The sequence below is a fragment of the Psychrobacter sp. genome, assembly GCF_041554015.1.
Classification (GTDB): Bacteria; Pseudomonadota; Gammaproteobacteria; order Pseudomonadales; family Moraxellaceae; genus Psychrobacter.
The window spans coordinates 73,871-100,132 of sequence record NZ_JBFFMS010000002.1; the positions used below are offsets into that span (position 1 = coordinate 73,871).

Genomic DNA, 26,262 nt, shown 5'->3' on the forward strand with positions numbered 1-26,262 from the left:
ATATGCTATCGATAATAAAGTGCTGATATAAGCAGCATCTATATCAGCCTTACCCCAATCATTTGTAGCCAACAACTGAATTGAACATATAGCAAATAATAGACAGTAGGTGATAATAAATGGCAGATAAGACCGTCAAAGAACTGGCAGATATGGTAAGCAAAACCCCAAGTGCTGTACAACAGCAACTGGTAGATGCTGGACTACCTGCGCGCGCAGAGGGTGACCTAGTCACCGAGCTTGAGCAGGAAAAGTTGGTGACGTATTTAAAACAAAGTCATGGTCAAGAAGAAAAGCGTCGTATTAGTCTGAAGTCTAAGACAACTAGCACCGCGCGTGTGACCGGATCTTCTGGCAAATCTAAAAGCGTGAATGTTGAAGTGCGCAAAAAGAAAGTATTTGAGAAGCCTGATCCACAAAAGATGGCTGAAGAATTGGCTGCTCGTGAGCAGGCGATGATTGAATCGCAAGCGCGTGCTGCCAAAGATGCCGAAGAACGTGCTGCTACCAAGAAAAAATCTGAAGAGCGTCAAGCGGCTACCTTAGCTGCGATGCGTGCAAGCCTTGGCTCTAGTAAAAAGTCAGACGACAAGAATGACGATATTTCAACCTCAGTGGTTGTGAAAAAAGGCGGCAAAACGACGACTGAAGTCAAGCCAAAAGAGCAGCCTAAAAAGAAAGTAACAGCGACAAAACCAAAAGTTGAGACGGCAGTTGAGCGTAAAGCTCGCGAAGCGCGTGAAAAAGAAGAAGCGCGTCTACGTGAGATCGAAACTGAAACACGCCGTACCCAAGCTGAAGAAGCGCAAAAGCGCACGCTTGAGCAAATGCGTAAAATGGCCGGTCAATATACGGATCAGCCAGTGACTGAAGTTCGTAAGGATGAGCCACTCGCAGAAGGTCTAGTCGGTGACGCATTGGAAGAGTCGTTTGAAAAAGAACGTCGTGAGATCAAGCGCGGTACCAGTACCACTAGTGCCCGTGGCCGTGGTCGTCGTAAAAACCAAGACGAGCGTGAAATTAAGAGCCGCAAAAATGGCTTACGTTCAAGCCAGTCTTCACAGCATAAATTTGAAAAGCCTGTTGAAAAAATTGTTTATGATGTAGAAATCAGTGAGCAAATCACGGTTTCTGATCTTGCCCAGCGCATGGCAGTGAAAGCTCGTGAAGTGACTAAGTTACTGATGAAAATGGGCGAAATTGCTCGCGAATCAGACAGTATTGATCAAGCGACAGCCAGTCTTATCGTTGAAGAGATGGGTCATAATCCAGTACCTGTCAGTGATACTAAAGTTGAAGATGATCTACAAGATGCGGTTGATGAGCGCAGCAGTAACGTACAAACGCGTCCGCCCGTAGTGACTATTATGGGTCACGTTGACCATGGTAAGACATCACTGTTAGATAAAATCCGTGAGACTAAAGTGGCCACTGGCGAAGCCGGCGGTATCACTCAGCATATCGGTGCTTATCATGTGAAAACAGCACGTGGTGTGATTACCTTCCTTGATACTCCAGGTCACGCAGCGTTTAGCGCCATGCGTTCACGTGGTGCTCAAGCGACGGATATCGTGGTACTGGTTGTCGCAGCTGACGATGGTATGATGCCGCAAACTGAAGAAGCGATTGATCATGCTCGTGCTGCTGGTACGCCATTGATTGTTGCTATCAACAAAATGGATAAGCCAAGTGCTGATCCTGATCGTGTTCTTAACGAGTTGACGGCAAAAGAGGTAGTATCAGAAGATTGGGGCGGTGATACTCCGATGGCTCGTATCTCAGCCAAAACTGGCGATGGTATCGATGAGCTGCTAGAGCTGATTAGCTTACAAGCTGAGCTAATGGAGCTAGAAGCGCCGTTAGATGGTGCTGCTCAAGGTGTGGTCATTGAGTCAAGACTTGAAAAGGGTCGTGGTCCTGTTGTGAGTGTCCTTGTTAAAAAAGGTACATTGAAACAAGGCGACTTAGTATTAGCGGGTGAGCATTATGGTAAAGTTCGTGCGATGACCGATGAGCATGGTCAGCGTATCAAGTCAGCTGGACCGTCTATCCCTGTAGAGATCCTAGGTTTACCTGAAACGCCAGCGGCTGGTAGCGAGTTCTTAGTCTTAACAGATGAGAAAAAAGCTCGTGAAGTTGCAGACTTCAGAAGCAATCGTGAGCGCGAGCGTCAGCTTGAGCGTCAAAACTCGATGCGCCTAGAAAGTATGTTCGATCAGATGGAACAGGGTAATGTATCGTTCTTAAACATCGTTCTAAAAACGGACGTACGTGGTTCACTTGAAGCCTTACTTGCTGCCTTGAATGAGTTATCGACTGATGAAGTTAAAGTTCGTGTCATCAGCTCAGGCGTTGGTCCTATCTCTGAATCAGATGTCACGCTTGCAGAATCTAGTGAAGCGGTATTGTTAGGTTTCAACGTCCGTGCAGATGCTACCGCACGCCGTAAAGCAGATACAGCCAATATGGATATTCGCTATTATAGTGTTATCTATGGTTTGATTGATGATGTAAAAGCGGCCATGAGCGGTATGCTTGCGCCTGAACATCGTGAGAAAATCTTGGGTGTTGCAGATGTCCGTGAAGTATTCCGCTCTAGTAAGTTTGGTGCAGCTGCCGGTTGTATGGTGGTTGAAGGTACCATTTATCGCAACAAGCCTATCCGTGTATTGCGTAATGACCAAGTTATCTTTACGGGTCAATTACAGTCATTACGTCGCTATAAAGAGGACGTTAATGAAGTACGTACCGGTATGGAATGTGGTCTAGCGGTTCGCGGCTATGATGTAGAAGCTGGTGATAAAATTGAAGTCTTTGAAATTCAAGAGTTCGCACGTACTATCTAGAGTTACTGCTAGCATTAGAATGAAGCTAGCTAATCCTATTATCCGCTCTATCAATTTAGCATCGATACGGCATGGCAAGATAGGTTAGCTAACTTATAAATATTCAGCTGTACTTAGGCCTAACAGGTACATCCTGCTAGGCCTTTTTTAACAATTCTAGTCTATAAGAATATCAGTCGTTAAACTTATTGATAAATGACGGTATCGATTTATAAAAATAAACCAGATTAACAACAAGGTAATAACATGAACCAACGTTTACAACGTTTAGCTGATCAAATTCAGCGTGAGCTTGCTGTCCTTATCCGCGATGCGGTCAATGATCCACGTCTGACGGGCTTTGTTACGGTATCTAGCGTCAAAGTCAGCCCAGATTTGGGTTACGCTGATGTGTATGTGACCATTATGGAGCCTGAGCTCAATGATGCTATGACCCTATCCAATCACGAGGAAAGTATCAAGGTGCTTAATAAAGCAGCAGGCTTCTTACGTACTGAGCTTAGCCATAGCTTGAAAACTCGCACCACACCGCGTCTGCGCTTTCACTATGATGAAGTGACTGCTCGTGGTAATTACATGATGGATTTAATCAGTAAAGCAGTTGTCAAAACTGAAGAAAATGCGTCTGATGAGCAAGAAAACGAAGAGTAGAAGGGTAAAATAGCCATTATGTCGATAGTCTCTAGAGAAGCATCTACGCAAACGGATAAAAAGCCTAATCATCGCCCTAACAAGATTAAAGTCTCAGGGGTTATTTTAGTTGATAAACCTCAAGGTATGACTTCTCAGCAAGTGGTCTCAAAGGTGAAATATTTATTTAAATCGCCTAACCATGACAGCAAAAAAGCTGGGCATACTGGCACACTCGATCCCATGGCAACCGGGCTATTGCCTATTTGTTTGGGTGAAGCGACCAAGTTTAGTCACTATCAACTTGATGCGGATAAATCCTATCAAGCGACTATTCTACTGGGTAGTCAAACTGATACTGGTGATGCTGATGGACAAGTTACTGCTGAGGCGCCGATTCCATTATTTGATGAGGTACTATTAGACAAAGTTGCGCAGCAGTTTTTAGGGGCGCAGCAGCAGATACCACCGATGTATTCTGCCTTAAAAAAAGATGGCAAAAAACTCTATGAATATGCTCGTGCTGGTATAGAAGTAGAGCGTCCGCCAAGAGACATTGTGCTAAAAGCCATCGATTTACAAGCCATTGATGAGCAGCAAATTCAGTTAACAGTTACTTGCTCAAAAGGTACCTATGTACGCGTATTGGCAGAAGATATTGCCAAAACCATTGGTACCCTTGGACATTTAACCGCTCTGCGCCGGCTACAAGTGGGTGATTTTAAAATCGATGAGGCAATTGCGCTTGCCGATTTAGAAGCTTTGCCACTAGAACAACGTCAGATCTATTTATTGCCAGTAGATGCGTGTGTTGATATCGGTATCGAGCTGATACTATCATCAGAGCAGTGCGAGCGCGTACAAATGGGTCAGCGCTTAAACGTTATTGAGCAGTTAACTGATAAGATAAAGAGTTATATAAGCGCAGTTATCAAACAGACTTTAGCTACTGATGGAAAAAATACTGTTTCTGATCAAGAGGTTGAAAGCGCTAGTGATGATACTGAGCAGGTATTGGTCCATGAGATACCGGTTGATATTCGTCTTATTGATGAACAAGGCACGTTTATAGGTTTAGGGTCAGTGAGTCTAAATGGGCGATTACAACCTAAAAAGTTGATCCAGTTGTAGTGTTAACAGATGGGTTTATCACTCAAAAGCTGTAAAACTTACTAAGAGTTCACACAAATCACATATCGTCACATTTTATTGCAGGTTTCATCTATAGTGAAACCTGCTTTTTTTGTATCTTGATTAGGTCAGCTAGGGAAAGCATGACAGGGATAAAAAGCATTATCATAATAAGACATAATAAAAAAGGCATAATAAGAAGGTATATTATAAAAATTACCCTATAGAAGAATAATAAATATAATAATACAAAATGGATTTACGATAACTTTCGTTTAAAAAGAATGGAAAATAATAAGAATAATAAGTTTTGGGAAAGAGAAACTAATAAAAATAACAAGACTTCAATTAATATAAAACCAACTTAATTATTACGATTATAAAAACGTTATCTAATTAGATCCACAATCTATAAATGATAGGAAGTACTATGAAAACGATTGCTTTTTTACTGCACAATAACTTTGAGCAAGCAGAATATGAAGAGGTTAATAACCAGCTAATAGCTAAAGGTTACAATACGCTACTCATAACGACTGATAAGCAAAAAGAAGTCCAAGGTATGCAGCAAGACGTCAATAAAGGCGCTACTTTTACTGCTGATATTTTTGCAAAAGAGGCAAAACCTGATGAGTATGATGCTTTGGTTTTACCAGGTGGGACGGTAAACGCAGACACCCTACGTGGTAATGAAGAAGCCCATAAGATTATTCGTGCAATTTATGAGGCAGGAAAGCCACTTGCTGTTATTTGCCATGCGCCTTGGGTACTGATCAATACGGGCATCGCTAAAGACAAAACTTTAACGGCTTATCATACTTTGCAGCTTGATTTAGAAAATGCTGGGGCAAAATTTGTAGATGAAAGTGTGCAGATAGATGGCAATCTAATTACTTCACGTAACCCAGATGATATCGATAATTTTGTCGCAGCGATTGACAAAGCTTTAACATACTGACATAAACGTCAATCGTCTTAATTTAGAATACTTTTTATTTATAAGGATATAACACCATGACACAGCCTAATCCAAACGATACCAAATTTGAACAACAACGCTCTGACTCTGCAAAAGCAGCACTAAAAAGTCAGACTGAAGACAATCATAGCAAAGACACTGAAGCTGCCGCAGAGCGTATTGCTGATAATTTAAAAAATCAACAAAGCAAACAAGAAGATAAATAGTTAACCGCTCAACCTATGAATGTGTTTAGAAAAATAACGGTCAATAGGAGTGAATATGAAAGATTCAGTAAAAAGTTTGGATAATGATGAACAAGGGGTTGATCAACTTGTAGACGATATTAATTTTCGTGCTGATCATTCTCCTGATAGTTTAGCAGAAGCTACTACCGCCCCTTTAGCAGACGATGCGCTCGGCGGTACAGCCAGTGAAGACGATGTTAACAATAAAAGCCGCGAATAAGAGGCATTATAGGTCTGGATTTCTTACAGATATTCTTGGATATTCATGAAAGATTAAACCGATAAACCATAACAAAAAACTGCTGTTAGCTCAGCAGTTTTTTGTTATAATTGGCGCCATCTTTAAATATGGTTTAGAGTATTCTAAACGATTTTAGATGACAGTTATGACTCATGAGCTTGTCGTACACTAGGTCAACTCTAGTAATGCAGGGTTGTCCTGAATGACGTACAGGCTATTTTATTGATTACTCTATTGCTCCATGATACTTAAGTTTTTAAGATTGTCTTGGCGCTCTTAGCATTGCCGGAGAGATTTATGCTAACTAACACCGATCGCGAACAAATCATTGCTCAATACCAACGTGGCGAAAACGATACAGGTTCACCAGAAGTTCAAGTAGCTTTATTAAGTGCTCGTATCAACGATCTACAGAACCATTTTAAAGCACACAAAGCGGATCATCATAGCCGTCGCGGTCTTATCCGTATGGTTAACACTCGTCGTAAATTGCTTGATTACCTAAAAGGTAAAGATCTTGGTCGCTATACCACCCTTATTAGCCAGTTAGGTCTACGTCGTTAATTTGACGACAGTAGTACGAATGGCTGCCAAAATAAGATATGCCTGCATTGGTAAGTATCTTGAAATTTCTGTGCAGCTATTTGGAACTTGCTTGTTGATATCGATAAAATAGATTTTTCTAAAAACGGTGTGGAATAGTTTCACGCCGTTTTTTTATGCTTATCAGTAAGGTATGAGCTAAAGTATATAAGTTTGAGCTTATATTTAACTGATCAATAAGTATCATTAAGAAACAGGCAGCACTGCATTTGATTGGTCAATGACCATAAATCACTGTAAAATAATGCCTTAGTCGTTTTTTTGCACTTTTTATAATAGATAAATATGCATGATTACAGTAGCTAAAAGGCTCTGTAAATAGAGTAGCTCTCATGCTATAAAACTTAAATGAGCGTTATAGCAAACCGAATATCAGTAGCACTAAAGATGCGGGCTGCGCGGTTTATACCAGCCCATTGCATGATATAAATATTTGATAATGATGGTTTTTATAGACAGCTTTATAGCTATAAAGGCAGTCGATTAGAAGCTATATATAAAGAATTTTAATGACAGATATCAGGGTTTTTGAGCTGATATTATGTCGTCAGTCAATATTAGGAAAATTATATGACAATGTTTAATACCATTAAGCGTGAATTCCAATATGGTAACCAGCAGGTTATCATTGAAACTGGACGTATTGCACGTCAAGCAAACTCTATTTTGGTCCATATGGGCGGCGTCACGGTATTGGTAGCCGCTGTAGTAAAGTCTGATGCCAAAGAAGGTCAAAACTTCTTTCCATTGACTGTAAACTACCAAGAAAAAATGTACGCAGCTGGCAAAATACCAGGTGCTTATGGCAAACGTGAAGGTCGTGCGAGCGAGTCTGAAACATTAACCTCACGCCTGATTGACCGTCCAATCCGTCCGCTATTCCCTGAAGGCTATGTCAACGAGATTCAAATCACAGCGACGGTTGTATCTTCTGACAAAACTCAATCAGCAGATATCGCAGCTCTAATTGGTGCTTCAGCAGCGCTAGCTATCTCTGATGCGCCATTTAATGGTCCTGTTGCTGCAGCCCGTGTTGGTTTTATCAATGGTGAATACGTACTAAACCCGACCCTTGAAGAGCTAAAAGAAAGTGATCTTGACTTGGTCGTTGCTGGTACTAAATCTGCGGTATTGATGGTTGAATCTGAAGCGGCAGAGCTATCAGAAGATCAAATGCTAGGCGCGGTTTTATACGGTCATCAGCAGCAACAAATCGTTATTGATAACATTGCTTCAATGGCTGCTGAGGTCGGTACGGCTAAGCAGCAATTTACCGCTCCTGCACGCGATCAAGCGTTAGAGACCAGCATGAAAGAGCAGTTTGGCGCGCAAGTGTCTGACGCTTATACCATTACTGACAAGCAAGCTCGTTATGCAAAACTTGACGAGATTAAAGACGCCGCTATCGCAGCGCTTGCTGGTGATGCTGAGTCAGAGAGCTATGCTGATACCGTATCTGAGTTAAAAGAAATTTATAACGATCTAAAATATCGTACTGTTCGTGACAACATCTTATCTGGTAAGCCACGTATTGATGGTCGTGATTTAGAGACGGTTCGTGCCCTTGACGTACAGGTAGGTGTATTACCATTTACTCATGGTTCAGCACTATTTACCCGTGGTGAAACCCAAGCATTAGTAACGACTACCCTTGGTAATACTCGCGACGTTAATATGATTGACTCACTAGCGGGCACGATTCGTGATCATTTCATGTTGCATTATAACTTCCCGCATTTCTCAGTTGGTGAGACCGGTCGTGAAGGTATCCCTAAGCGTCGTGAAATCGGTCATGGTCGTCTTGCACGCCGCGGTGTACAAGCGATGCTGCCTGATAGCGAACGCTTCCCGTATGTTATCCGTGTGGTATCTGAGATCACTGAATCAAACGGCTCATCGTCAATGGCTTCTGTTTGCGGCGCAAGCTTGGCATTGATGGACGCTGGTGTACCAATCAAAGCACCAGTTGCTGGTATCGCTATGGGTCTTGTCAAAGAAGGCGAGCGCTTTGCTGTATTGTCTGACATCCTAGGTGATGAAGATCATCTTGGTGATATGGACTTTAAAGTCGCTGGCTCTAAAGACGGTATCACTGCCCTGCAAATGGATATTAAAATCGAAGGTATCACCCCAGATATCATGGAGCAAGCGCTTAAGCAAGCCCATGCTGGTCGTATCCATATCTTAGATGCGATGAATAAAGTATTGCCTACCAGCCGCACTGAAATCAATGCTCATGCGCCGAACTATGCAGTGATTGAAATCAATCCGGACAAAATCCGTGACGTTATTGGTAAAGGCGGCGCGACGATTCGTCAGCTAACGGAAGAAACAGGCGCGGTTATCGATATCGATGATGCTGGTACTATCCGTATCTTTGGTGAAAACAAAGCGGCAACCAAAGCGGCGATTGCTAAGATTGAAGCAATCACGGCGGAAGTTGAAGTGGGTAAAACGTACCAAGGTACGGTCGCTCGTATCGTTGACTTCGGTGCATTTGTTAACGTATTACCAAACACTGATGGTCTCGTCCATATCTCGCAAATCTCTGATGAGCGCGTAGAAAACGTTTCTGACTATCTGACTGAGGGTCAAATCGTTAAAGTATTGGTACAAGATGTTGATAACCGTGGTCGTATCAAGTTGACCATGAAAGGTATTGAGCAGAGCTAATGCTTAGTATTTAGTATGGGTTAATATCTAAAAACCGCTTTGGGTCACTGATGATCAGTGCTCAAGGCGGTTTTTTTATGGGCGTAAATATGATTGAGATAAAAAAGCGATAGGATTATATTTTTAGGTAGGTGAAGAGCGATATACAGTTAAGTCATATAGAGACTTTATCAACCCCTAAATAAAAGTAGGTATTATTTGGCGATAATTATTAGTTAACCTTATCTTTAGCCGCTGTATCAGCCTCTAATTGGGCAATTTGTTGCTCAAGTAGGGCGATTTCTTGCGCTTTAAGTTCCGTTAATTGTTTGGTCATGGCAATCTGCTCAGCAGCGAGCTTTTCTTGTTCAGCCAAGCGTTTACGCTCATCTTCTAGACGATCAATCTCTTCTTTGGCTAAGCTGTCTGTTTCTGGTAAGGGGGCTTCTAAGATCGCTTTAGGATCTGGAATGACAGAGTCTGTCAGGTCAGCCCTATCTTGGTTTTCATCATTAAAATTATTATTAGCATTATCGTCTAAGGCTACAGAAGCGCTCTGTGTAGGCTCATCTTGTTTCGGAGACAGTGGCAAATTTTCAGCAGTGCTCTGATGAGAGTACGGTGCCATGCCTTGCCACACAAAATAACCGATTAACAGCACGATTAATAAAATACCAAGCCACCATTTTTGACGTGGTTTAGTAGAGTGGACAGACTGTTTAGAGAGTTTACGAGCGAAAGGACGTATTTTTTTGTTTTTCATACTACGTTCAATTTAGGCTAAAGATATTCTGCCATACTATAGCAAACTCGACATAAAAAAGCCCATCTATTGCTAGATAGGCTAGTATGGATTAAAACTTGACACTTAACAGTTAGGGTTTGAATTTAACGGTACCACTGGTTCCGGTATTCATGGCATCACGATACATTTGGTCTTCAGCATGGTTTTTGGCACTGATATCGTCAGGATCAGGGCGATGTTCTGTATGTCCACATTGGGTGCATTCGATGTACTCATCTGGCTCAGGTTCAACAATGTTGATTTGCACTACCGCATCCATGACCTGACATTTTGGGCAGCGTACCCCTGCTAAAAACCGACGCTTGGTGGTTGACGATTGATAGCGCATTTAGATAACCTCGCGTGTCAGTTGGGCATTGGTTTGAGCGCTACTTTCAGTGCTGTTTTTAGCATCAACAAAGCCGCTATGACGTAGCAATGCATCAATATTGGCGCTGCGACCACGAAAGTTTTCAAAGTTGGTCTTAGCTGGGAAACTGCCACCGACCGAAAGAATAGTCTCACGAAATGATTTACCAGTCATTGGGTTAAAAATACCGTCTTCTTCAAACTTACTAAAGGCATCTGCTGATAACAGCTCTGCCCATTTATACGAGTAATAACCTGCCGCATAACCGCCTGCAAAAATATGACTAAAGCCATTGGCAAAGCGGTTATAGTCAGGCGTCTGCATGATAGCAATATCATCGCGCACTGCATTTAAGGTTGCAAGGATACCGTCGTAATCAAGCGCTGGCGTCTGCGCATGAATCAATAAGTCAAACAGCGCAAATTCGATCTGACGTAGGGTTTGCATGCCACTTTGGAAATTCTTCACCGCCAATAACGCTGCAAGTTTGTCTTTTGGTAAAGGCGCGCCTGTTTCGACATGACTGCTAATCAGGGCAATACCCTCGGCATCCCATGCCCAATTTTCCATAAATTGACTGGGCAGCTCGACTGCATCCCACTCGACGCCATTGACCCCAGCGACATCACCGACCGTCACTTGGGTTAATAAATGATGCAGACCATGACCGAACTCATGGAATAGCGTCAATACCTCATCGTGAGTCAATAAGCTTGGTTTGCCATCGAGAGCAGGGGTAAAGTTGCCGACCATAAAGCAGACGGGCAATTGCTGATGATTTTTTTCATCGTAACTATAACGCGACTGAAAACCACTCATCCACGCGCCGCCACGTTTACCACTACGAGCAAATAAGTCAAAGTAAAAACCACCAAGCAAGTTATCATCAGCATCAAACAACTGATAAAAACTGACATCATCGTGCCAGCGTGATACGGATGCCGTTTGCTCTTGGACTTTGATACCGTATAGACGCTCAACGATGGCAAATAACCCGCCAATCACTTTTGGCAGTGGAAAATATGGGCGTATTTCTTCTTGCGATAAACTAAACTCACTTTGCTTTACTTTTTCGGCGATATAAGCACTGTCCCACGCCTGTAACTCCTCAATACCATAATCCTGTGCATACTGTCGTAATTGTGCCAAATCTTGCTTAGCTGCTGGGGTTGCTTGCGTGGCCAAACTCCGTAAAAAGGTTTCTACTTCTGCTACGTTATCTGCCATTTTCGTCGATAGTGAGACCTCTGCATAATTATCAAAACCTAAGAGCTTGGCTTTTTGCTCACGTAATTGCAGAATTTGACTCATGATCTCAGCGTTGTTGAGCGACTCACCTTTGGCGTTGGTATGCGCATCAAACTCAGAGGCGCGGGTAACATAAGCGCGATATAGGGTCTCGCGCAGATTGCGATCATCGCCGTGGGTCATAATAGCAAGGTAAACAGGGATGTTTAGACTTGCAACATAATAAGGATTTGGTAACGCATCGATTTCTGCTTGCGTGAGCGTACCACGGGCAAGCTCGCGGGCTTTATATTGTTCGCCAGCATCTGCAAGTAGCGCCAACCCACTTTCGGTTAGACCTGCTAGTTGTTCGGGTTTAAGCGGTAAGGCATAGGCTTGGGTCGCATCCAATATGTTGTCTGAAAAAGTCGCTGATAAAGTAGATAACTTGCTCTGAATAGCCGCAAACTTTTCTTGGTCGTCTTTTGGTAATGCGACACCTGATAGCTCAAAACTGCGTAGCGCAAGCTCGATAGCCCGCGCGCGTGCAGGATCAAGGGTTGCAAAGTATGCCTCATCTTTAACGATCGTTTGATAGCAGCTAAATAGCGGCTGATGCTGTCCAACCCGCGTACCATAAGCGGACAGCTTAGGTAGCAGCTCGTGATGGACATGACGTATGTCATCATTGCTCATCACGCTATTAAGATGCGACAAAATACCCCAACTGCAATCTAAAGCTAGGTTGATATGGTCAAAGTCTTTTATATGGGTTAGCGCCTGCTCAGCATTTATAACGACCGATGCCTCATTGTTAGCTGTCATCACCGCCAATTCATCTAAAAATCTGTTGGCCGCGTCAATGGCACTGACTACTTGCTGTTGTAAGGTGCTTGGTGCAGTATCTGCAAAATCAATAAGGTGTAACGCTGGAGAAAGAGAAGTCATAAAGGGTTCCGTTATAAATAAACTGCTTTAATGGGATGTGATTATTTTAAGCGTTAAAGGGCAGTGTCAGTAAAATTAATCAGTATAAAACTCAGTGCCTCGATGCAAGGCCAATCGTTATGGTGTATTTGATAAAAATTTATAGGGTATTAGGTAAATGATGGGTCTTCATTGATGAAAATACAAGGCGAGAATTTGAGCGTTAAAAGACGGATATTCAGGTTACTGTTATTAAAATTGTTATAGCAGCGGTTGATACTATTTACAAAGCATCATCATTTGCTTGCAAATTAACCCTATCGCTTGCCTGGTCATGTTGGTAGGGTTATAGAATAGCTGGCGTTAATAGTGTTGTAGTATGAATAGCGTATTAAGCATGCTATGTTAATAAGAGTACGTCGTTGCTTGAGTGCAAAAATCTAAAATAAATAACAGGCACGGCATACCAAAGGTAATACTGGAAATTCATAGTCATAAAACAAGGAGCAATAAATGAAAGCAACTCTCAAAAGCTTACGCGAGACAAAGGCGAATCCTGCAGTCAGTATTTTTGTCAAAACGCACCGCGAACACCCTGCCAATGACAAAGACCCTATTGCCCTAAAAAACCAATTAAAAGTTGTCGAAGAGCGTCTAACCAATGAATACGACAAGCGTACAGCGACCACTATCTTAGAAAATATCCATGCTAAGACCAAAGAGCTGAATCATAATCTCAATCTAGATACCTTAGCTATCTTTGCAAGTACGGATGATGTACAAGTCATTCGTATGCCTATTGATACCACTGAACGCGTGGTCATCTCACACCGCTTTGCCACTCGTGACTTGGTGCGTGATATGGCAAGCGCTGTGCATTATTATACTTTGGTACTGACCCGTGATAAGGCGCGTTTAATTGAAGCCTCTAATGATCGCGTGGTACGAGAATTTGAAGTAGAGGATATTGCCCAAAATAATATGGAAAATATCCCATTTCCTATCGATAATAATGGACTTCATACGACAAGCGATGGTGGCTCAGATCGCTCAGCGAATAATGAGAGCAGTGCTTTAAAAGAGTTCTTTAACCAAGTAGATAAAAGCGTGCAAGAGCTGTGGGGCGAGCATAAAATGCCGTTGGTTGTCGTCGGCGACACCAAAAATATTGGTTACTATAAAGATGTTTGTGACCGTCCAGACAATATCATTGCTACGGTATCAAACGCCACCAATCTAGATGAGGGTGGGGCCCAGCATATTATTAACAGTGTCCAAGAAGCCGTAGAAGGCTATCGTACCTCGCTACATCAAGCGGCACTGGGCGAGATTGATAAAGCGCGCGGGGCAAATAAACTACAAACGGACTTGCAAGAGGTCTATCGCAGTGCTTTTCAGGGCGTCGGCGATACGTTGTATGTCCGCCGCGGTTATATCCAACCAGCCAAAATCGATGAAAAAGCGCAAACGCTTAGTCCTGCTGAGGATTCAAGCGCAGAAGGTATAACGGATGATGCTATTGGTGAAATCATTGAACATGTCATTCATAATGGCGGCAAAGCGGTCTTTATGCCACAAGATATCATGAGTGCAGACCAACCGATTGCTCTTGTCACCCGCTATTAAGAGATAAGTTAGGCTCAGTAACGAATTAGCCATTGGTCATTGATAGCACATAGGTATAGTATGAGAGCATTGGTTCAGGTTGAGCCAATGCTCTTTTTACATATAGGGTTTTATAGCGCCTCAACTCTATTGCAATCGATGATTTTGTTATTTTAAGCCGACCATATTTACTACCTACTCGCTAAGTACTGAGTTTATGACTACTACCATGATGACTAATACCACCTCTTTTGTACTCACAAGCTATAACATCCATAAAGGCATGTCGCCGATGAATCGCCAAGTCAAGGTTCAGGGTATCGCCCAAGCGCTTGATATTATTGGCTCGGACATACTTTGCCTCCAAGAAGTACAAGGGCAAAACCTCAAGCGCAATATTCAATATAATGAATACCCTGATCAGTCTCAGCACGAATGGTTTGGTGAATATCTGCAATTAGAAAACAGCTATGGCAAAAACTCAGAATATGATAATGGTCATCATGGCAATGCGGTATTGAGCCGATTTCCACTTGATCCCAAGCACAATGTCAATATTACGGTCAATAAGCTTGAGCAGCGCGGGGTGTTGCACTGTGAAGTGCAGCCGCTCGGTTGGGATGTGCCAGTGGTGGTTTTATGTGCCCATCTAAATCTATTTGAGCGCGACCGTATCAAGCAATATGAGGCGATTTCGAACTATGTCCGAGATGAGATTGCCCCTGACCGTCCCCTGATTTTGGCAGGTGATTTTAATGATTGGAAAAAAATGTCTTGTGACAGATTGGCATCAAGTTTGGGTATGACGGAGGCGTTTAAACATTGTCACGGTAAACTGCTGCCGACCTTTCCAGCAAAGCTGCCTGTATTGAGCTTAGACCGTATCTATGTCCGTAATTTGAGAATAAAGGATGCTTGGGTACATACGGGCAAACCTTGGTCAACCCTTTCTGATCATCTGCCTTTAAGTGCCGAGCTGGCATTGCTATAAAGTAAAAATGATTCATGGAATAAATAACGCATAACCTTAAAATAAAAAAGGATGATAAATTATGTCTGATAACATTATACCAACGACCCAGCATGCCGTCACCATACGTGAGTTTGGTGAACCTGATGTCATGACGTATCAAGCTGATGTCGCCATACCTGAGCTCACAGATGAGCAGGTACTAGTAAAAATTGCTTACGCCGGTATCAATCCTGTTGATTATAAAACTCGCCAAGGAAAAGGCTGGGGCGCTACCAATATTCAAAAAGACAAGTTTGACCACAATCAGCCGGCGATTTTGGGTTTTGATATGTCAGGTACAGTGGTCAAAAGCAAAAGTACAAACTTTGCTGTTGGTGATCAGGTTGCAGCATTGACCTTTAACGGTGGATGCTACGCAGAATATGTCGCTGTCGATGCCAAAATGCTGGCACACGTACCTGAAACGGTTAGCTTAGAGCAAGCAGGCGCATTACCTTGTATCGGACAAACGGCACTACAATTTGCTGAGTTCGCTGATATCAAAGAGGGCGAGCATGTGGTGATGAATGCTCCAGCAGGTGGTGTTGGTCATTTATTAATTCAGCTGTTAATGGATAAAGTTGCCAAAAACAATATCAAAGTCACGCTTATTTGTTCAGCAGAGAAGTATGAAAAACTGCATAGCTTGATAGATACCAGCCAGCTTGCAGGCTGGATTGATTACACGAAGGACGATGCGTTCCCTGAGCTACAAGCCGATGTCTTATTAGATTTGGTCGGTGATGAAGCAGGCGTACGGGCACTAAATGTCGTCAAAGAGTCTGGACGGGTCTACGTGCTGCCAACGATTTGGGTCGATAAACTCAAGGCAGCAGGCAGTCAAAAGAATCTAAGCGTTGAAGGTTACGCGGCTCAGCGTAATGGTGAAGATATGGCGCGAGTGCTACAAATGGTGGCCGTTGGTCAGCTAACGCTACGATTGCAAAAGACGTATCCATTATCAGAGGTTGTGAGCGCCCATCATGAACTGCAAAAAGGCGATGCATTTGGCAAGCTTGTATTACAAGTTAGCTAAATGTGATTTATCTAAGCGCTTAACGTTTGCCGAAAGGTTAGGCTAATCCGCCCTGTCGCTACCGTTTTAGTTTTGGTAATGCTATGCTTCCAAAAGCGCTGGGTATCACCATGCATGACAATAAGCTGACCTGACTCAAGATAAAGCTCGACTTTATCTTGAGTTTTTTTATGTTTAAAGACAAATTTGCGTGTAGCGCCAAGGGATAAAGACGCGATAATTGGCTGTTCACCCAGCTCTTTTTCATCATCGGCATGATACCCCATACCCTCATCGCCAGACGGATAGTAGTTAAGTAAGCAAGAGTTAAAATCCACCTGCATACCAAGTGCTAATAATTGCTGCTCGATATGATGTTTCACATGAAACACTGTATCGCTCCAAGGGATGGCTTGACGCCTATGACCAGCATATTGATAGTCAATATCGCCATCACCCATCCAAACGATTTGACGAGTCGTGACATGGGTCTTGCCAAATAACGTCACGATGTCCGCTTGCCAAGGTAGCTCAGTTACTAGGCTATAAAATAGGGGACTAGAGTAATCAATTACAATCCCTAAATCATTTACCTGACCATCATAAGGCAGTAGATTGTCAGTTGGTGCTGGGGCAAAAAGATCAGTCATATAGTAAGCCTATGTTCTGCGCTGATAATGCTCATTGATAACTTGGGCGCACAATTCAGGCGCTTCCATGGGCAGAAGATGACCGTAATCTAGTAAAGAAATCATGCTGCCATCAGGGACAAACTTTTGCCATTGTTGGCGAACTTTTGGATTGATAAACAAAGTTGGCTTACCAGTGATAAGCATATAAGGACAGCTTAGTTTTTTAAGGGCGGCATCAATATGAGGGGCGCCAAAATAATTGGCCAGCTCTTGCTCTGGTGAAAATAGCAGAGTATAGCTACCGTCATCATTTGTGCTCAGACTTTGTTCAGCAAAAATTTTTAAGTGACTATCACTGATACGATGATACGCCCGCTGTATCCGCAAGTGCTCATAATATTCTTGAGCACTTGCCCACATGGTTTGTTTGGTTAAAGTGCTTTTAAAGGGCTCGCGACTCAATAAAAACTGACGCGGCAACAGGTTATATAGGGTTGCTTGTTTTTTGGTAAAGGTGACAGGCTCGATAAGATAAAGCTCTGAAAAAAGCTCTGGGCGCTGCGCGGCAGCCATGGCGGTCGCAGTCGCACCTTGAGAATGTCCGATACCGACGATGGGCTTATCTTGGGTTTTTTCCAAAAACTCAATCAGTAGCTCAGCATCTTGCTCACGCGTTAGGCGGCGTGCTTGCGGTTTATCGTACCAATAGCCGCGTAATGCCAATGAGCTTAGACTAAAGCTGGCTGACAGCTGCTTTAATAACGGCGCATAGGTACCGACAGTAAAACTATTGCCACCATAAAAATGGGCAGATGGGCGTTTATGGTTTGTGTCAGCATTTGAATTAAATTGCTGTAAATCATAATAGCGCGCCTGCTTGCCTGCAAGATTAATGCGATGTGTATAGGCTTCCATAAAATAACCACGTCCTTGTGAGGAATTTTGTAATAGTAAAACGCTGCCAATTAACTGTCTTCACCTAAGAAGCCGCCGCTTTGGCGATGCCACAAGCGGGCATAAACACCATGTAGATTTAACAGCTCCTCATGGCTACCTTGTTCGATGATTTGCCCTTTATCCATCACTACCAGTCTATCAAGCGCGGCAATGGTTGATAAGCGATGGGCGATAGCAATAACTGTCTTACCAGTCATAATATCATTCAAGCTTTCGGTAATGGCAAATTCAATCTCAGAGTCAAGAGCGCTAGTGGCTTCATCCAATAGCAAGATAGGCGCATTTTTGAGCATCACGCGTGAGATGGCAATACGTTGACGCTGGCCGCCAGAGAGCTTGACCCCGCGCTCACCGACTTGAGTATCAAGCCCTGTATTGCCCTTATCATCATATAAGTCTTTGATAAAGTCCCATGCTTGCGCTTGCTTGGCAGCTGTAATAATCTGCTCATCGCTAGCATCTGGGCGACCATAAGCGATGTTTTCGCGTACGGTACGATGCAATAAAGAGGTATCTTGGGTCACCATGCCGATTTGTTGACGTAACGACTCTTGAGTAACTTCATCAATTGCTTGGCCATCGATAAGGATTTTGCCGCTATCGACATCAAAGAAGCGCAGTAGTAGATTAACCAAGGTTGATTTACCAGCACCTGAGCGCCCAACCAAGCCTATCTTTTCACCGGGTTTGATGTCCAGATAAAAGTTATCAAGCAACTTGGTAGTCGTCGTTGCTGAGGTTTTTACTTCATCTGAGGTATCGGCTTCGACAGCGACATTATCATTCTCATAACTAAAATCAACATGATCGAAAACGATACGACTTTCGGTGACTTTTAAAACGGATGCATTAGGCTTATCAACGATTTTTTGCGGCGCTGATAAAGTACGCATGCCATCTTGCACGGTTCCAATACTTTCAAACAGACTTGCCGTCTGCCACATAATCCAGCGCGTCAGACCATTTAAGCGTAGTGCCATGGCTGTCGCGGCAGCAATAGCCCCAACGCCAACCGCACCTTGTTGCCATAGATACAAGCCGATACCGGCAGTGCTACTGACCAAAATCACACTAATCAGATGCGTTGAAAACTCAAGATAACTGACCCAGCGCATTTGGGCATGGACCGTACCCAAGAACTGCCCCATGGCATTTTTGGCATAGCTGAGCTCACGGCGCGAGTGACTGAACAGCTTAACGGTCATAATATTGGCATAAGCATCAGTAATACGCCCGGTCATCAAGGCGCGCGCATCTGCTTGTACGATAGCTGTCTGTTTAAGTTTAGGAATAAAATACCACATCGCAAGCCAAACTAAAACAAACCAGGCGATAAAGGGAATCAGTAGCAAGCTATCAAGATTGAAAAGGATAATACCTGAAGTAATAAAATAGACGGCGACATACATAAACATGTCGGTCACGGTCATGACGGTATCACGTACAGCTAGCGCTGTTTGCATCACCTTAGCTGAGACGCGACCTGAAAACTCATCTTGATAAAACTGCATCGATTGACCAAGCATGCGCTGATGGAAACGCCAGCGCATCTGCATCGGGAATACCCCTTGCAAGGTCTGAAAATGAATAAATGAGGACAAAGCAATCCACAAGGGGCTGATGATCATTACCGCCAGCATGAGCAGCAGCATATCGCCTTTTTCTAGCCATAGGTTTTGCGGGGTATAAATTCCAAGCCAGTCAACGATATTACCAATCCAAGCAAAGAGCATGGCCTCGTAAATACCGATACCGGCTGATAAAATCATAAACAATAGTAGCCAGCCACGTAGACCATTGGTACAGGCCCACAAAAACTTTAGCATACCATCACGAGGTGAGGGCAGCGGCATCGGGGTTTCAGGGAAGGCAGGTAGGCGATTTTCAAAAAAGCGAAACAGAGCATTCATAGGCAATAGCAATACGTCAAGATAAGCAGGGTAAAATGCTATCTTGAGTCATTATAGGGTGAGTAAGTAGACGTCTATTTTAGCAAATCTTGACCAATACGCTTACAGACTAATTGTAATTTGAACGCAGCAGACACTAATTCTCATATCGTCTGACTCATAAAGATAAATAACTTGCTGCTTAAGAAATATATTGTTACATTCTATGGTTTTCTTTGATTTTAAAAATTATATTGATATAAACCCATACTCAATATAATGGATGACTAAAGCAATAGTAAGGCAAAATCTATGATGTATTTAACGATAGCAGTGCTGTGTAGCGTTGCCGTCTCTGTGCTCCTTAAAGTATTGCGTCAGCGCCATATTGATATCCGCCAAACCATCGTTGCAGGTTATCCGGTCGCTTTTTTACTGACGTGGTTTTTACTCAAGCCAGATGTCAGTGGCATGAGCACTCTTGGCGGTGCATGGGCGGTTATTATTGCTCTTGGTGTGCTACTGCCAGCGGTGTTTATCATTCTTGGGCGTGCGATTGAAGCGGTGGGTATGGTAGCGACCGATGCCGCTCAGCGATTGTCATTGATTATTCCTATTGTCGCCGCTTTTTTGTTATTTGGTGAAGTGCTCACGGGCACACGTATTTTTGGCTTAGTGCTTGGATTTTTGGCACTTGGGGCGCTGATTTACCGTCCGCAGCAGGGGCAGATTGGCAAACAAGCCAAGCAGACACCGCTATGGTTGTTTGGCGTCTGGGCAGGCTACGGCGTTATTGATATTTTATTCAAACAAGTCGCTAAGCAAGGTGCGGCTTTTCCACTGACACTATTTGTCAGCTTTGGTCTGGCAGGTCTATTATTATTGATTTACTTGCTCGTCACGCGCGTACGCTGGCAAGGTAAGGCGCTCGCAGCAGGGATATTACTTGGTGCGCTAAACATGGGCAATATTTATGCTTATATTCGTGCCCATCAAGTGCTGTCCGAGTCGCCAAGTATCGTCTTTACTGGGATGAATGTTGGAGTGATTGCTGTCGCTACGCTTATCGGCGTTGGCCTATTTAAAGAATCACTTAACCGTATCAATATATTAGGCTTATTATTGGCAATTTGCTGTGTGGCAGTGCTGTTTTTGGCTTAATGACTTGTGGCTTAAAATATTTGGCATAAAAGAGAAGCGGAACCCAGCATTTTGTTAAATCTTCAACGTAACAGATATAGGCACATATAGCGTCCTATGGTAAGGTTATAGTCGAACAATCAAACTAATATCAGCTAAAAATATCATTTGTGGCACTTGACCTCAATACATAAAATAGGACGCTCTTTCCATGGAATATCACAACCAATATAACAAACAGCTACAACGTATCAAAAATGGTTCAGGATTTATCGCGGCACTCGACCAAAGTGGGGGCAGCACGCCAAAAGCGCTAGAGAATTATGGGGTCATGGGCGATGCCTATGACAATGACGAAGCCATGTTTGACCAAGTGCATGAGATGCGCGCACGTATTATGACCTGCGACTGCTTTGATAATGAGCGTGTACTTGGCGCGATTTTGTTCGAAGATACTATGGAGCGCGCGGTTAATGGTAAGCCAACCGCCGATTATCTATGGGAAGATAAGCAAATCGTACCGTTCTTAAAGGTTGATAAAGGCTTAGCAGAACGTATGGATGGCGTACAGGTCATGCGCCCGATGCAAAATCTAGATTTATTACTAGACAAAGCAAAGCACTATCCCGTATTTGGCACAAAAATGCGTTCGGTGATTTATGAGCCAAGTGTCGATGGTATTGAGCTTGTGGTGCAGCAGCAATTTGATGTGGCAAAGCAAATTTTATCAAAGGGTTTAATGCCTATCGTTGAGCCAGAAGTGGATATTAATAGTGAGAAGAAGCATGAGTGTGAGGTCATTCTTAAAACCAGTATTTTAAACAACCTTGAGCGTTTAAATGATGAGCAGCAAGTGATGCTCAAATTGACCTTGCCTGAAGAAGCCGGATTTTATCAAGAGCTGATTGACCATCCAAAAGTATTAAAAGTGGTGGCACTATCAGGTGGCTATAGCCGTGCCGATGCCTGTGCAAAATTAAAGCAAAATCCAGGTATGATTGCTAGCTTCTCACGCGCCTTCACCGAAGGCTTGAGCAAGCAACAAAGCGATCAAGAATTCGCTGATACGATTAATGCGTCAATTGATGAGATTTATCAGGCGTCAAAAGTATAGTTCTTAAGCATTAATCTTAAAAAACCCCTATTAAATAAGTATGTGTTACTTAAATAATAGGGGTTTTTGTTATGCAACAAAAGGCAGTGTTCACGAACCTAAGTGCTGTCTATAAAACCTATGCTTCTTTACTCTTTAGCCCTTTCGCGTAATCGCGCACGTTTTGAGTAATTTTCATCGAGCAAAATTTGGGACCACACATGGAGCAAAAGTGCGCTGACTTATGCGCATCTTTAGGCAAAGTTTCATCATGAAACTCGCGCGCGGTATCAGGGTCGAGCGCCAGATTAAATTGATCATCCCAGCGGAATTCAAAACGCGCTTTTGATAAGGCGTTATCACGAGCTTGTGCGCCCGGATGACCTTTGGCAAGGTCGGCGGCATGAGCGGCAATTTTATAGGTGATGATGCCGTCTTTAACATCCTTTTTATTGGGCAAGCCTAAATGCTCTTTTGGGGTCACATAGCAAAGCATCGCTGTGCCAAACCAGCCAATCATAGCAGCGCCAATGGCACTGGTGATATGGTCATAACCGGGTGCGATATCAGTGGTTAAGGGACCTAAGGTATAAAATGGTGCATCAGCACAAACTTCAAGCTGCAAATCCATATTTTCTTTAATACGGTTCATCGCGACATGTCCCGGTCCTTCAATCATGACCTGTACATCATGCTTCCAAGCGATTTGAGTCAGCTCGCCAAGGGTGCGCAGCTCACCAAATTGCGCCTCATCATTGGCATCTTGCAAGCAGCCGGGGCGTAAGCCATCGCCTAAGCTAAATGCCACATCATACTGTTTCATAATCTCGCAGATGTCTTCAAAATGGGTATATAAAAAGCTTTCTTTATTATGAAACATGCACCACTGTGCCATGATCGAGCCACCACGCGAGACGATACCAGTCAAGCGTCCAGCAGTCAGCGGTACGTATTCAAGCAATACGCCAGCGTGAATAGTAAAGTAATCAACGCCTTGCTCAGCTTGCTCTATCAAGGTATCGCGGAAAATCTCCCACGTTAAATCTTCGGCCACGCCATCGACTTTTTCTAGCGCTTGATAAATCGGCACCGTACCAATGGGAACTGGTGAATTACGGATCAGCCATTCACGGGTTTCATGAATATGGTTACCGGTGGATAAATCCATGATGTTATCTGCGCCCCAGCGCGTCGCCCATGTCATCTTTGACACTTCTTCATCGATAGAAGAGCCTAGTGCTGAGTTACCGATATTGGCATTAATCTTTACCAAAAAGTTACGCCCGATAATCATCGGCTCAGATTCAGGGTGATTGATGTTATTTGGGATAATGGCGCGCCCAGCAGCCACTTCACTGCGGACAAATTCAGGAGTTATGACTTTTGGCGTATGGGCGCCAAAAGTCTCGCCTTCGTGCTGGCGCATATCAGTCAAGGCGTGTTGTTTTTGGGTTTCGCGAATAGCAATGTATTCCATCTCAGGCGTGATAATACCGCGGCGTGCATAGTGCAGCTGAGTGACGTTACCTGCCTTGCCATCAACCGCTTTAGCACGGCGCGGCTTGTCGATATTAGCAAAGCGTAGGTTTGCAGTACTGATATCACGCGCGCGCGCCTGCCCATATGAGCTTGATAAACCAGCGAGCTGTTCGGTATCGCCGCGCTCAGCTATCCACCCTTCGCGTAATTTTGGCAGACCTTTGGTCAAATCAATAGTGGCATTCGGGTCGGTATAGACGCCTGAGGTATCATAGACATAAAACGGTGGATTTTGCTCCCATTCGGACTCAGCGACGCCTTGGATGGGGGTTGGGTCAAGGGTAATCTCGCGCATCGGTACTTGAATATCAGGGCGTGAGCCTTCGATATAGACTTTGCGCGAAGCAGGTAAGATGCGATGTAAATCGCGCGCGTCTTCCTCGAAGCGAGCATCGGTTTCGCTACGATGGGCAGGAGTTTTTAGCGCGTCTGCTTTGCTTGATTTTACAGGGGTATATGCGGTGGCTTGCGAGCCAATAGTTGAGAGAGTCATATGCTGTCCTAGCGTGTTGGTTTTTGAATAAAAGCAACACCGCCAGTAGCTGCGGGGCAAGTCTATCTCGTACCGACAAATTCAATCGCAAGATAATACCTTATCAAAATAAATCTCGATAAGGTATTTACAAAGGATTGGTAGGCATCATCTTTATTAAAACAACATTTAGCCGTAAAAAGCTCTACGCAATGTTGGCAATAATAAAAAAGGCATTTCTGCACGCCCTTTGTACGATACAACATAGGCTTAAGACTTCCCTGCGTCGGTACTAACCGCATCAGGTTCGGCGGGTGGTTTCTCAGCGACCATAGCTCAACTGCATATTAAGCAGTCAATATATGTCGCACCCCGAGTCTGTCAGTGTTGTGAATCTTCTTAATACTATCAAACTTCGACGATAAGTCCTAGTCATTTGGCAATTTGTTAGTATCATTTGGCTATCAGCTTTCTGGTGTCCAGCCCTGAGCACGCTCGTAATCTTCATTATCCAAAAATTTATCACGTTGCTCAGTCAAAAACTGCTTCGCTTTAGGATCTAGCATACTCAGATGGTTTTCGTTAATCAGCATCGTTTGCTGCTCAAGCCACTCTTTCCAAGCCTTTTCAGACACAGTTTCTTGCAGTTCTTGACCTTTTTTATTGGGAAAAGGCGGATGCGGCATTTTTGGTAACTCTTGCTGATATTTGCGGCAAAAAACGGTATTGGCTTGAGGGTTAAAAGTTTCGGTCATGAATGATTCCTATTTATAATGGTTTGTTCAATAGCTTTTTTTAATGAGGTTAATAATAAATGATAGTGCCTCATACTGTACCTGATTCTACTCAAAAAAACACCCGCAACGAAGGCGGGCATTTTTAATAATAAAGTACTGTTATCTTTACATCGCTATTAAGCAAAGATGGCTAAACGTTCACGACCACGCGCCACCGCTTGTTTTACCTGATTCGGCGCCGTACCACCCAAATGATCACGGGCAGCAAGTGAACCTTCCAAGGTTAAATACTCAAACACGTCCTCACCAATCGCATCGCTAAACTGCTGTAATTGCGCTAATGATAAATCGCTTAAATCTACACCCTCTTTAATGCCTAAAGCAACGGCATTGCCGACCACTTCATGGGCATCGCGGAATGCTACGCCGCGGCGCACTAAGTAATCTGCCAAATCGGTAGCAGTTGCATAACCCTTCATAGTAGCAGCGCGCATATTTTCTTTATTTGGCGTGATATTTGGTAACATATCAGCAAAGGCGAGTAGCGAGCCGGTCAAGGTATCAACGCAATCAAATAGCGGTTCTTTGTCTTCTTGATTGTCTTTATTATAAGCAAGCGGCTGACTTTTCATGAGGCTAAGTAGCGTCATCAATTGCCCAAACACACGCGCTGCTTTACCGCGTACTAGCTCTGGTACGTCAGGGTTTTTCTTTTGCGGCATGATCGATGAGCCGGTACAAAAGCGATCAGGAATCTGCACAAAGTTAAATTGCGCCGACATCCAAAGGATAATCTCTTCGCTCATGCGTGACATATGCATCATCAGAATAGATGCCGCTGAGGTAAACTCAATAGCAAAGTCACGATCTGATACCGCATCCAGTGAGTTTTGGCAAATACCTTCAAACCCTAACAGCTCAGCGGTGATGGTACGGTCAATCGGGAAGGTGGTGCCAGCAAGGGCAGCACTACCAAGCGGCATCTGATTGATGCGGCGACGCGCATCAACTAGACGCTCAGTATCACGATATAGCATCTCAAACCAGGCCATGACATGATGACCAAAGCTGACAGGCTGCGCGGTTTGCAAATGGGTAAAGCCCGGCATGATGGTATCGGTATGCTGTTCAGCCAAATCTAATAAGCCACTTTGTAAACGCACGAGAAGCGTGACGATATTGTCAACCTCTTCACGTAACCATAGGCGAATATCGGTTGCCACTTGGTCATTACGGCTACGACCAGTATGCAGCTTTTTGCCAACCGCGCCGACGATATCAGTTAGGCGTGATTCGACGTTCATGTGCACGTCTTCAAGCGCGATAGACCAGTTAAACTCACCAGCTTCAATCTCGCGTAGCACTTGCTGCAGACCATCGATGATGGTTGCAACCTCACTGGCCTCTAAGATTTTGCACTCTTTGAGCATGGTCGCATGAGCGATAGAGCCTTGAATATCGTGGCGCGCAAAGCGTTGGTCAAAGCCAACCGATGCAGTAAAGGCGGCAACAAAGCTGTCAGTCGCTTCACTAAAACGACCGCCCCACATTTGC

General features: G+C 43.7%; 22 protein-coding genes and 1 riboswitch. Of the genes, 13 read left to right on the forward strand and 9 right to left on the reverse strand.

Annotated elements, in window-relative coordinates; genetic code table 11:
* Window positions 1-119 precede the first annotated feature (119 nt).
* The 8 genes from infB to pnp all read left to right on the forward strand — a co-directional run bounded on the left by infB (window position 120) and on the right by pnp (window position 9,330).
* Window positions 120-2,846 (forward strand): translation initiation factor IF-2, encoded by a 2,727-nt coding sequence (infB, locus tag ABYU67_RS01330; protein WP_372843199.1) that lies wholly within the window; start codon window positions 120-122, stop codon window positions 2,844-2,846.
* A gap of 246 nt (window positions 2,847-3,092) precedes the next feature.
* Window positions 3,093-3,497: a ribosome-binding factor A gene (locus ABYU67_RS01335; protein WP_372843200.1), complete on the forward strand. Its 405-nt coding sequence runs from the start codon at window positions 3,093-3,095 to the stop codon at window positions 3,495-3,497.
* Between the two features lie 18 nt (window positions 3,498-3,515).
* Window positions 3,516-4,607, forward strand: coding sequence for a tRNA pseudouridine(55) synthase TruB (gene truB, locus ABYU67_RS01340; RefSeq protein WP_372843201.1), 1,092 nt, complete (start codon window positions 3,516-3,518; stop codon window positions 4,605-4,607).
* A 430-nt stretch (window positions 4,608-5,037) separates the two neighbouring features.
* Window positions 5,038-5,565 (forward strand): type 1 glutamine amidotransferase domain-containing protein, encoded by a 528-nt coding sequence (locus ABYU67_RS01345; protein WP_372843202.1) that lies wholly within the window; start codon window positions 5,038-5,040, stop codon window positions 5,563-5,565.
* A gap of 56 nt (window positions 5,566-5,621) precedes the next feature.
* Window positions 5,622-5,792, forward strand: a complete 171-nt coding sequence (locus ABYU67_RS01350; protein ID WP_372843203.1) for a hypothetical protein — start codon at window positions 5,622-5,624, stop codon at window positions 5,790-5,792.
* Window positions 5,793-5,847: 55 nt separating this feature from the next.
* Complete coding sequence (locus tag ABYU67_RS01355) at window positions 5,848-6,033, forward strand: hypothetical protein (RefSeq protein WP_372843204.1); 186 nt, start codon at window positions 5,848-5,850, stop codon at window positions 6,031-6,033.
* Between the two features lie 318 nt (window positions 6,034-6,351).
* Window positions 6,352-6,618 carry a 30S ribosomal protein S15 gene (rpsO, locus tag ABYU67_RS01360; protein WP_045443035.1) on the forward strand — a complete coding sequence of 89 codons (267 nt, stop codon included), beginning with the start codon at window positions 6,352-6,354 and terminating at the stop codon, window positions 6,616-6,618.
* 609 nt (window positions 6,619-7,227) lie between these two features.
* Window positions 7,228-9,330 (forward strand): polyribonucleotide nucleotidyltransferase, encoded by a 2,103-nt coding sequence (pnp, locus tag ABYU67_RS01365; protein WP_372843205.1) that lies wholly within the window; start codon window positions 7,228-7,230, stop codon window positions 9,328-9,330.
* Window positions 9,331-9,541: 211 nt separating this feature from the next.
* Here the strand turns inward: pnp and ABYU67_RS01370 are convergent, their stop codons facing one another.
* From ABYU67_RS01370 to ABYU67_RS01380, 3 genes are all read right to left on the reverse strand, one after another.
* Window positions 9,542-10,072, reverse strand: a complete 531-nt coding sequence (locus tag ABYU67_RS01370) for a hypothetical protein (RefSeq protein WP_372843206.1) — start codon at window positions 10,070-10,072, stop codon at window positions 9,542-9,544.
* A 112-nt stretch (window positions 10,073-10,184) separates the two neighbouring features.
* Window positions 10,185-10,442, reverse strand: coding sequence for a YheV family putative metal-binding protein (locus ABYU67_RS01375; protein WP_372843207.1), 258 nt, complete (start codon window positions 10,440-10,442; stop codon window positions 10,185-10,187).
* Window positions 10,443-12,638, reverse strand: a complete 2,196-nt coding sequence (locus ABYU67_RS01380) for a M3 family metallopeptidase (protein ID WP_372843208.1) — start codon at window positions 12,636-12,638, stop codon at window positions 10,443-10,445.
* A 492-nt stretch (window positions 12,639-13,130) separates the two neighbouring features.
* Between ABYU67_RS01380 and ABYU67_RS01385 the strand changes: the two genes are divergently transcribed.
* The 3 genes from ABYU67_RS01385 (at window position 13,131) to ABYU67_RS01395 (ending at window position 16,270) form a co-directional block, all read left to right on the forward strand.
* On the forward strand, window positions 13,131-14,243 hold the full coding sequence (locus ABYU67_RS01385; RefSeq protein WP_372843209.1) for a hypothetical protein: 1,113 nt from the start codon (window positions 13,131-13,133) through the stop codon (window positions 14,241-14,243).
* 211 nt (window positions 14,244-14,454) lie between these two features.
* Entirely contained in the window at window positions 14,455-15,213 is a 759-nt protein-coding gene (locus tag ABYU67_RS01390; protein WP_372843285.1) for an endonuclease/exonuclease/phosphatase family protein, read from the forward strand.
* A gap of 61 nt (window positions 15,214-15,274) precedes the next feature.
* Window positions 15,275-16,270, forward strand: a complete 996-nt coding sequence (locus ABYU67_RS01395; protein WP_372843211.1) for an NADP-dependent oxidoreductase — start codon at window positions 15,275-15,277, stop codon at window positions 16,268-16,270.
* 11 nt (window positions 16,271-16,281) lie between these two features.
* Here the strand turns inward: ABYU67_RS01395 and ABYU67_RS01400 are convergent, their stop codons facing one another.
* From ABYU67_RS01400 to ABYU67_RS01410, 3 genes are read right to left on the reverse strand one after another with little or no spacing between them, the layout of a single operon-like run.
* Window positions 16,282-16,899 carry an alpha-ketoglutarate-dependent dioxygenase AlkB gene (locus ABYU67_RS01400; protein WP_372843213.1) on the reverse strand — a complete coding sequence of 206 codons (618 nt, stop codon included), beginning with the start codon at window positions 16,897-16,899 and terminating at the stop codon, window positions 16,282-16,284.
* 9 nt (window positions 16,900-16,908) lie between these two features.
* Window positions 16,909-17,796 (reverse strand): alpha/beta fold hydrolase, encoded by an 888-nt coding sequence (locus tag ABYU67_RS01405; RefSeq protein WP_372843214.1) that lies wholly within the window; start codon window positions 17,794-17,796, stop codon window positions 16,909-16,911.
* A 50-nt stretch (window positions 17,797-17,846) separates the two neighbouring features.
* Window positions 17,847-19,748: an ABC transporter ATP-binding protein gene (locus tag ABYU67_RS01410; RefSeq protein ID WP_372843215.1), complete on the reverse strand. Its 1,902-nt coding sequence runs from the start codon at window positions 19,746-19,748 to the stop codon at window positions 17,847-17,849.
* A gap of 291 nt (window positions 19,749-20,039) precedes the next feature.
* Between ABYU67_RS01410 and ABYU67_RS01415 the strand changes: the two genes are divergently transcribed.
* Together ABYU67_RS01415 and ABYU67_RS01420 are read left to right on the forward strand one after the other, a co-directional pair.
* The gene (locus tag ABYU67_RS01415; RefSeq protein WP_372843216.1) at window positions 20,040-20,888 is read left to right on the forward strand and encodes an EamA/RhaT family transporter; all 849 of its coding nucleotides are present in this window, start codon (window positions 20,040-20,042) and stop codon (window positions 20,886-20,888) included.
* Window positions 20,889-21,078: 190 nt separating this feature from the next.
* Complete coding sequence (locus tag ABYU67_RS01420) at window positions 21,079-21,981, forward strand: fructose bisphosphate aldolase (protein ID WP_372843218.1); 903 nt, start codon at window positions 21,079-21,081, stop codon at window positions 21,979-21,981.
* Window positions 21,982-22,099: 118 nt separating this feature from the next.
* On the opposite strand, the gene thiC is transcribed toward ABYU67_RS01420, so the two are convergent.
* The 3 genes from thiC to argH all read right to left on the reverse strand — a co-directional run bounded on the left by thiC (window position 22,100) and on the right by argH (window position 26,258).
* A complete protein-coding gene (gene thiC / locus ABYU67_RS01425) occupies window positions 22,100-23,992 on the reverse strand; it encodes a phosphomethylpyrimidine synthase ThiC (protein ID WP_372843219.1) in 1,893 nt (630 codons plus the stop codon).
* Window positions 23,993-24,232: 240 nt separating this feature from the next.
* A riboswitch (TPP riboswitch) is annotated at window positions 24,233-24,356 on the reverse strand.
* 79 nt (window positions 24,357-24,435) lie between these two features.
* Window positions 24,436-24,726 carry an oxidative damage protection protein gene (locus ABYU67_RS01430; RefSeq protein ID WP_011512469.1) on the reverse strand — a complete coding sequence of 97 codons (291 nt, stop codon included), beginning with the start codon at window positions 24,724-24,726 and terminating at the stop codon, window positions 24,436-24,438.
* Window positions 24,727-24,884: 158 nt separating this feature from the next.
* The gene (gene argH / locus ABYU67_RS01435; protein ID WP_372843286.1) at window positions 24,885-26,258 is read right to left on the reverse strand and encodes an argininosuccinate lyase; all 1,374 of its coding nucleotides are present in this window, start codon (window positions 26,256-26,258) and stop codon (window positions 24,885-24,887) included.
* Between the last annotated feature and the right edge of the window lie 4 nt (window positions 26,259-26,262).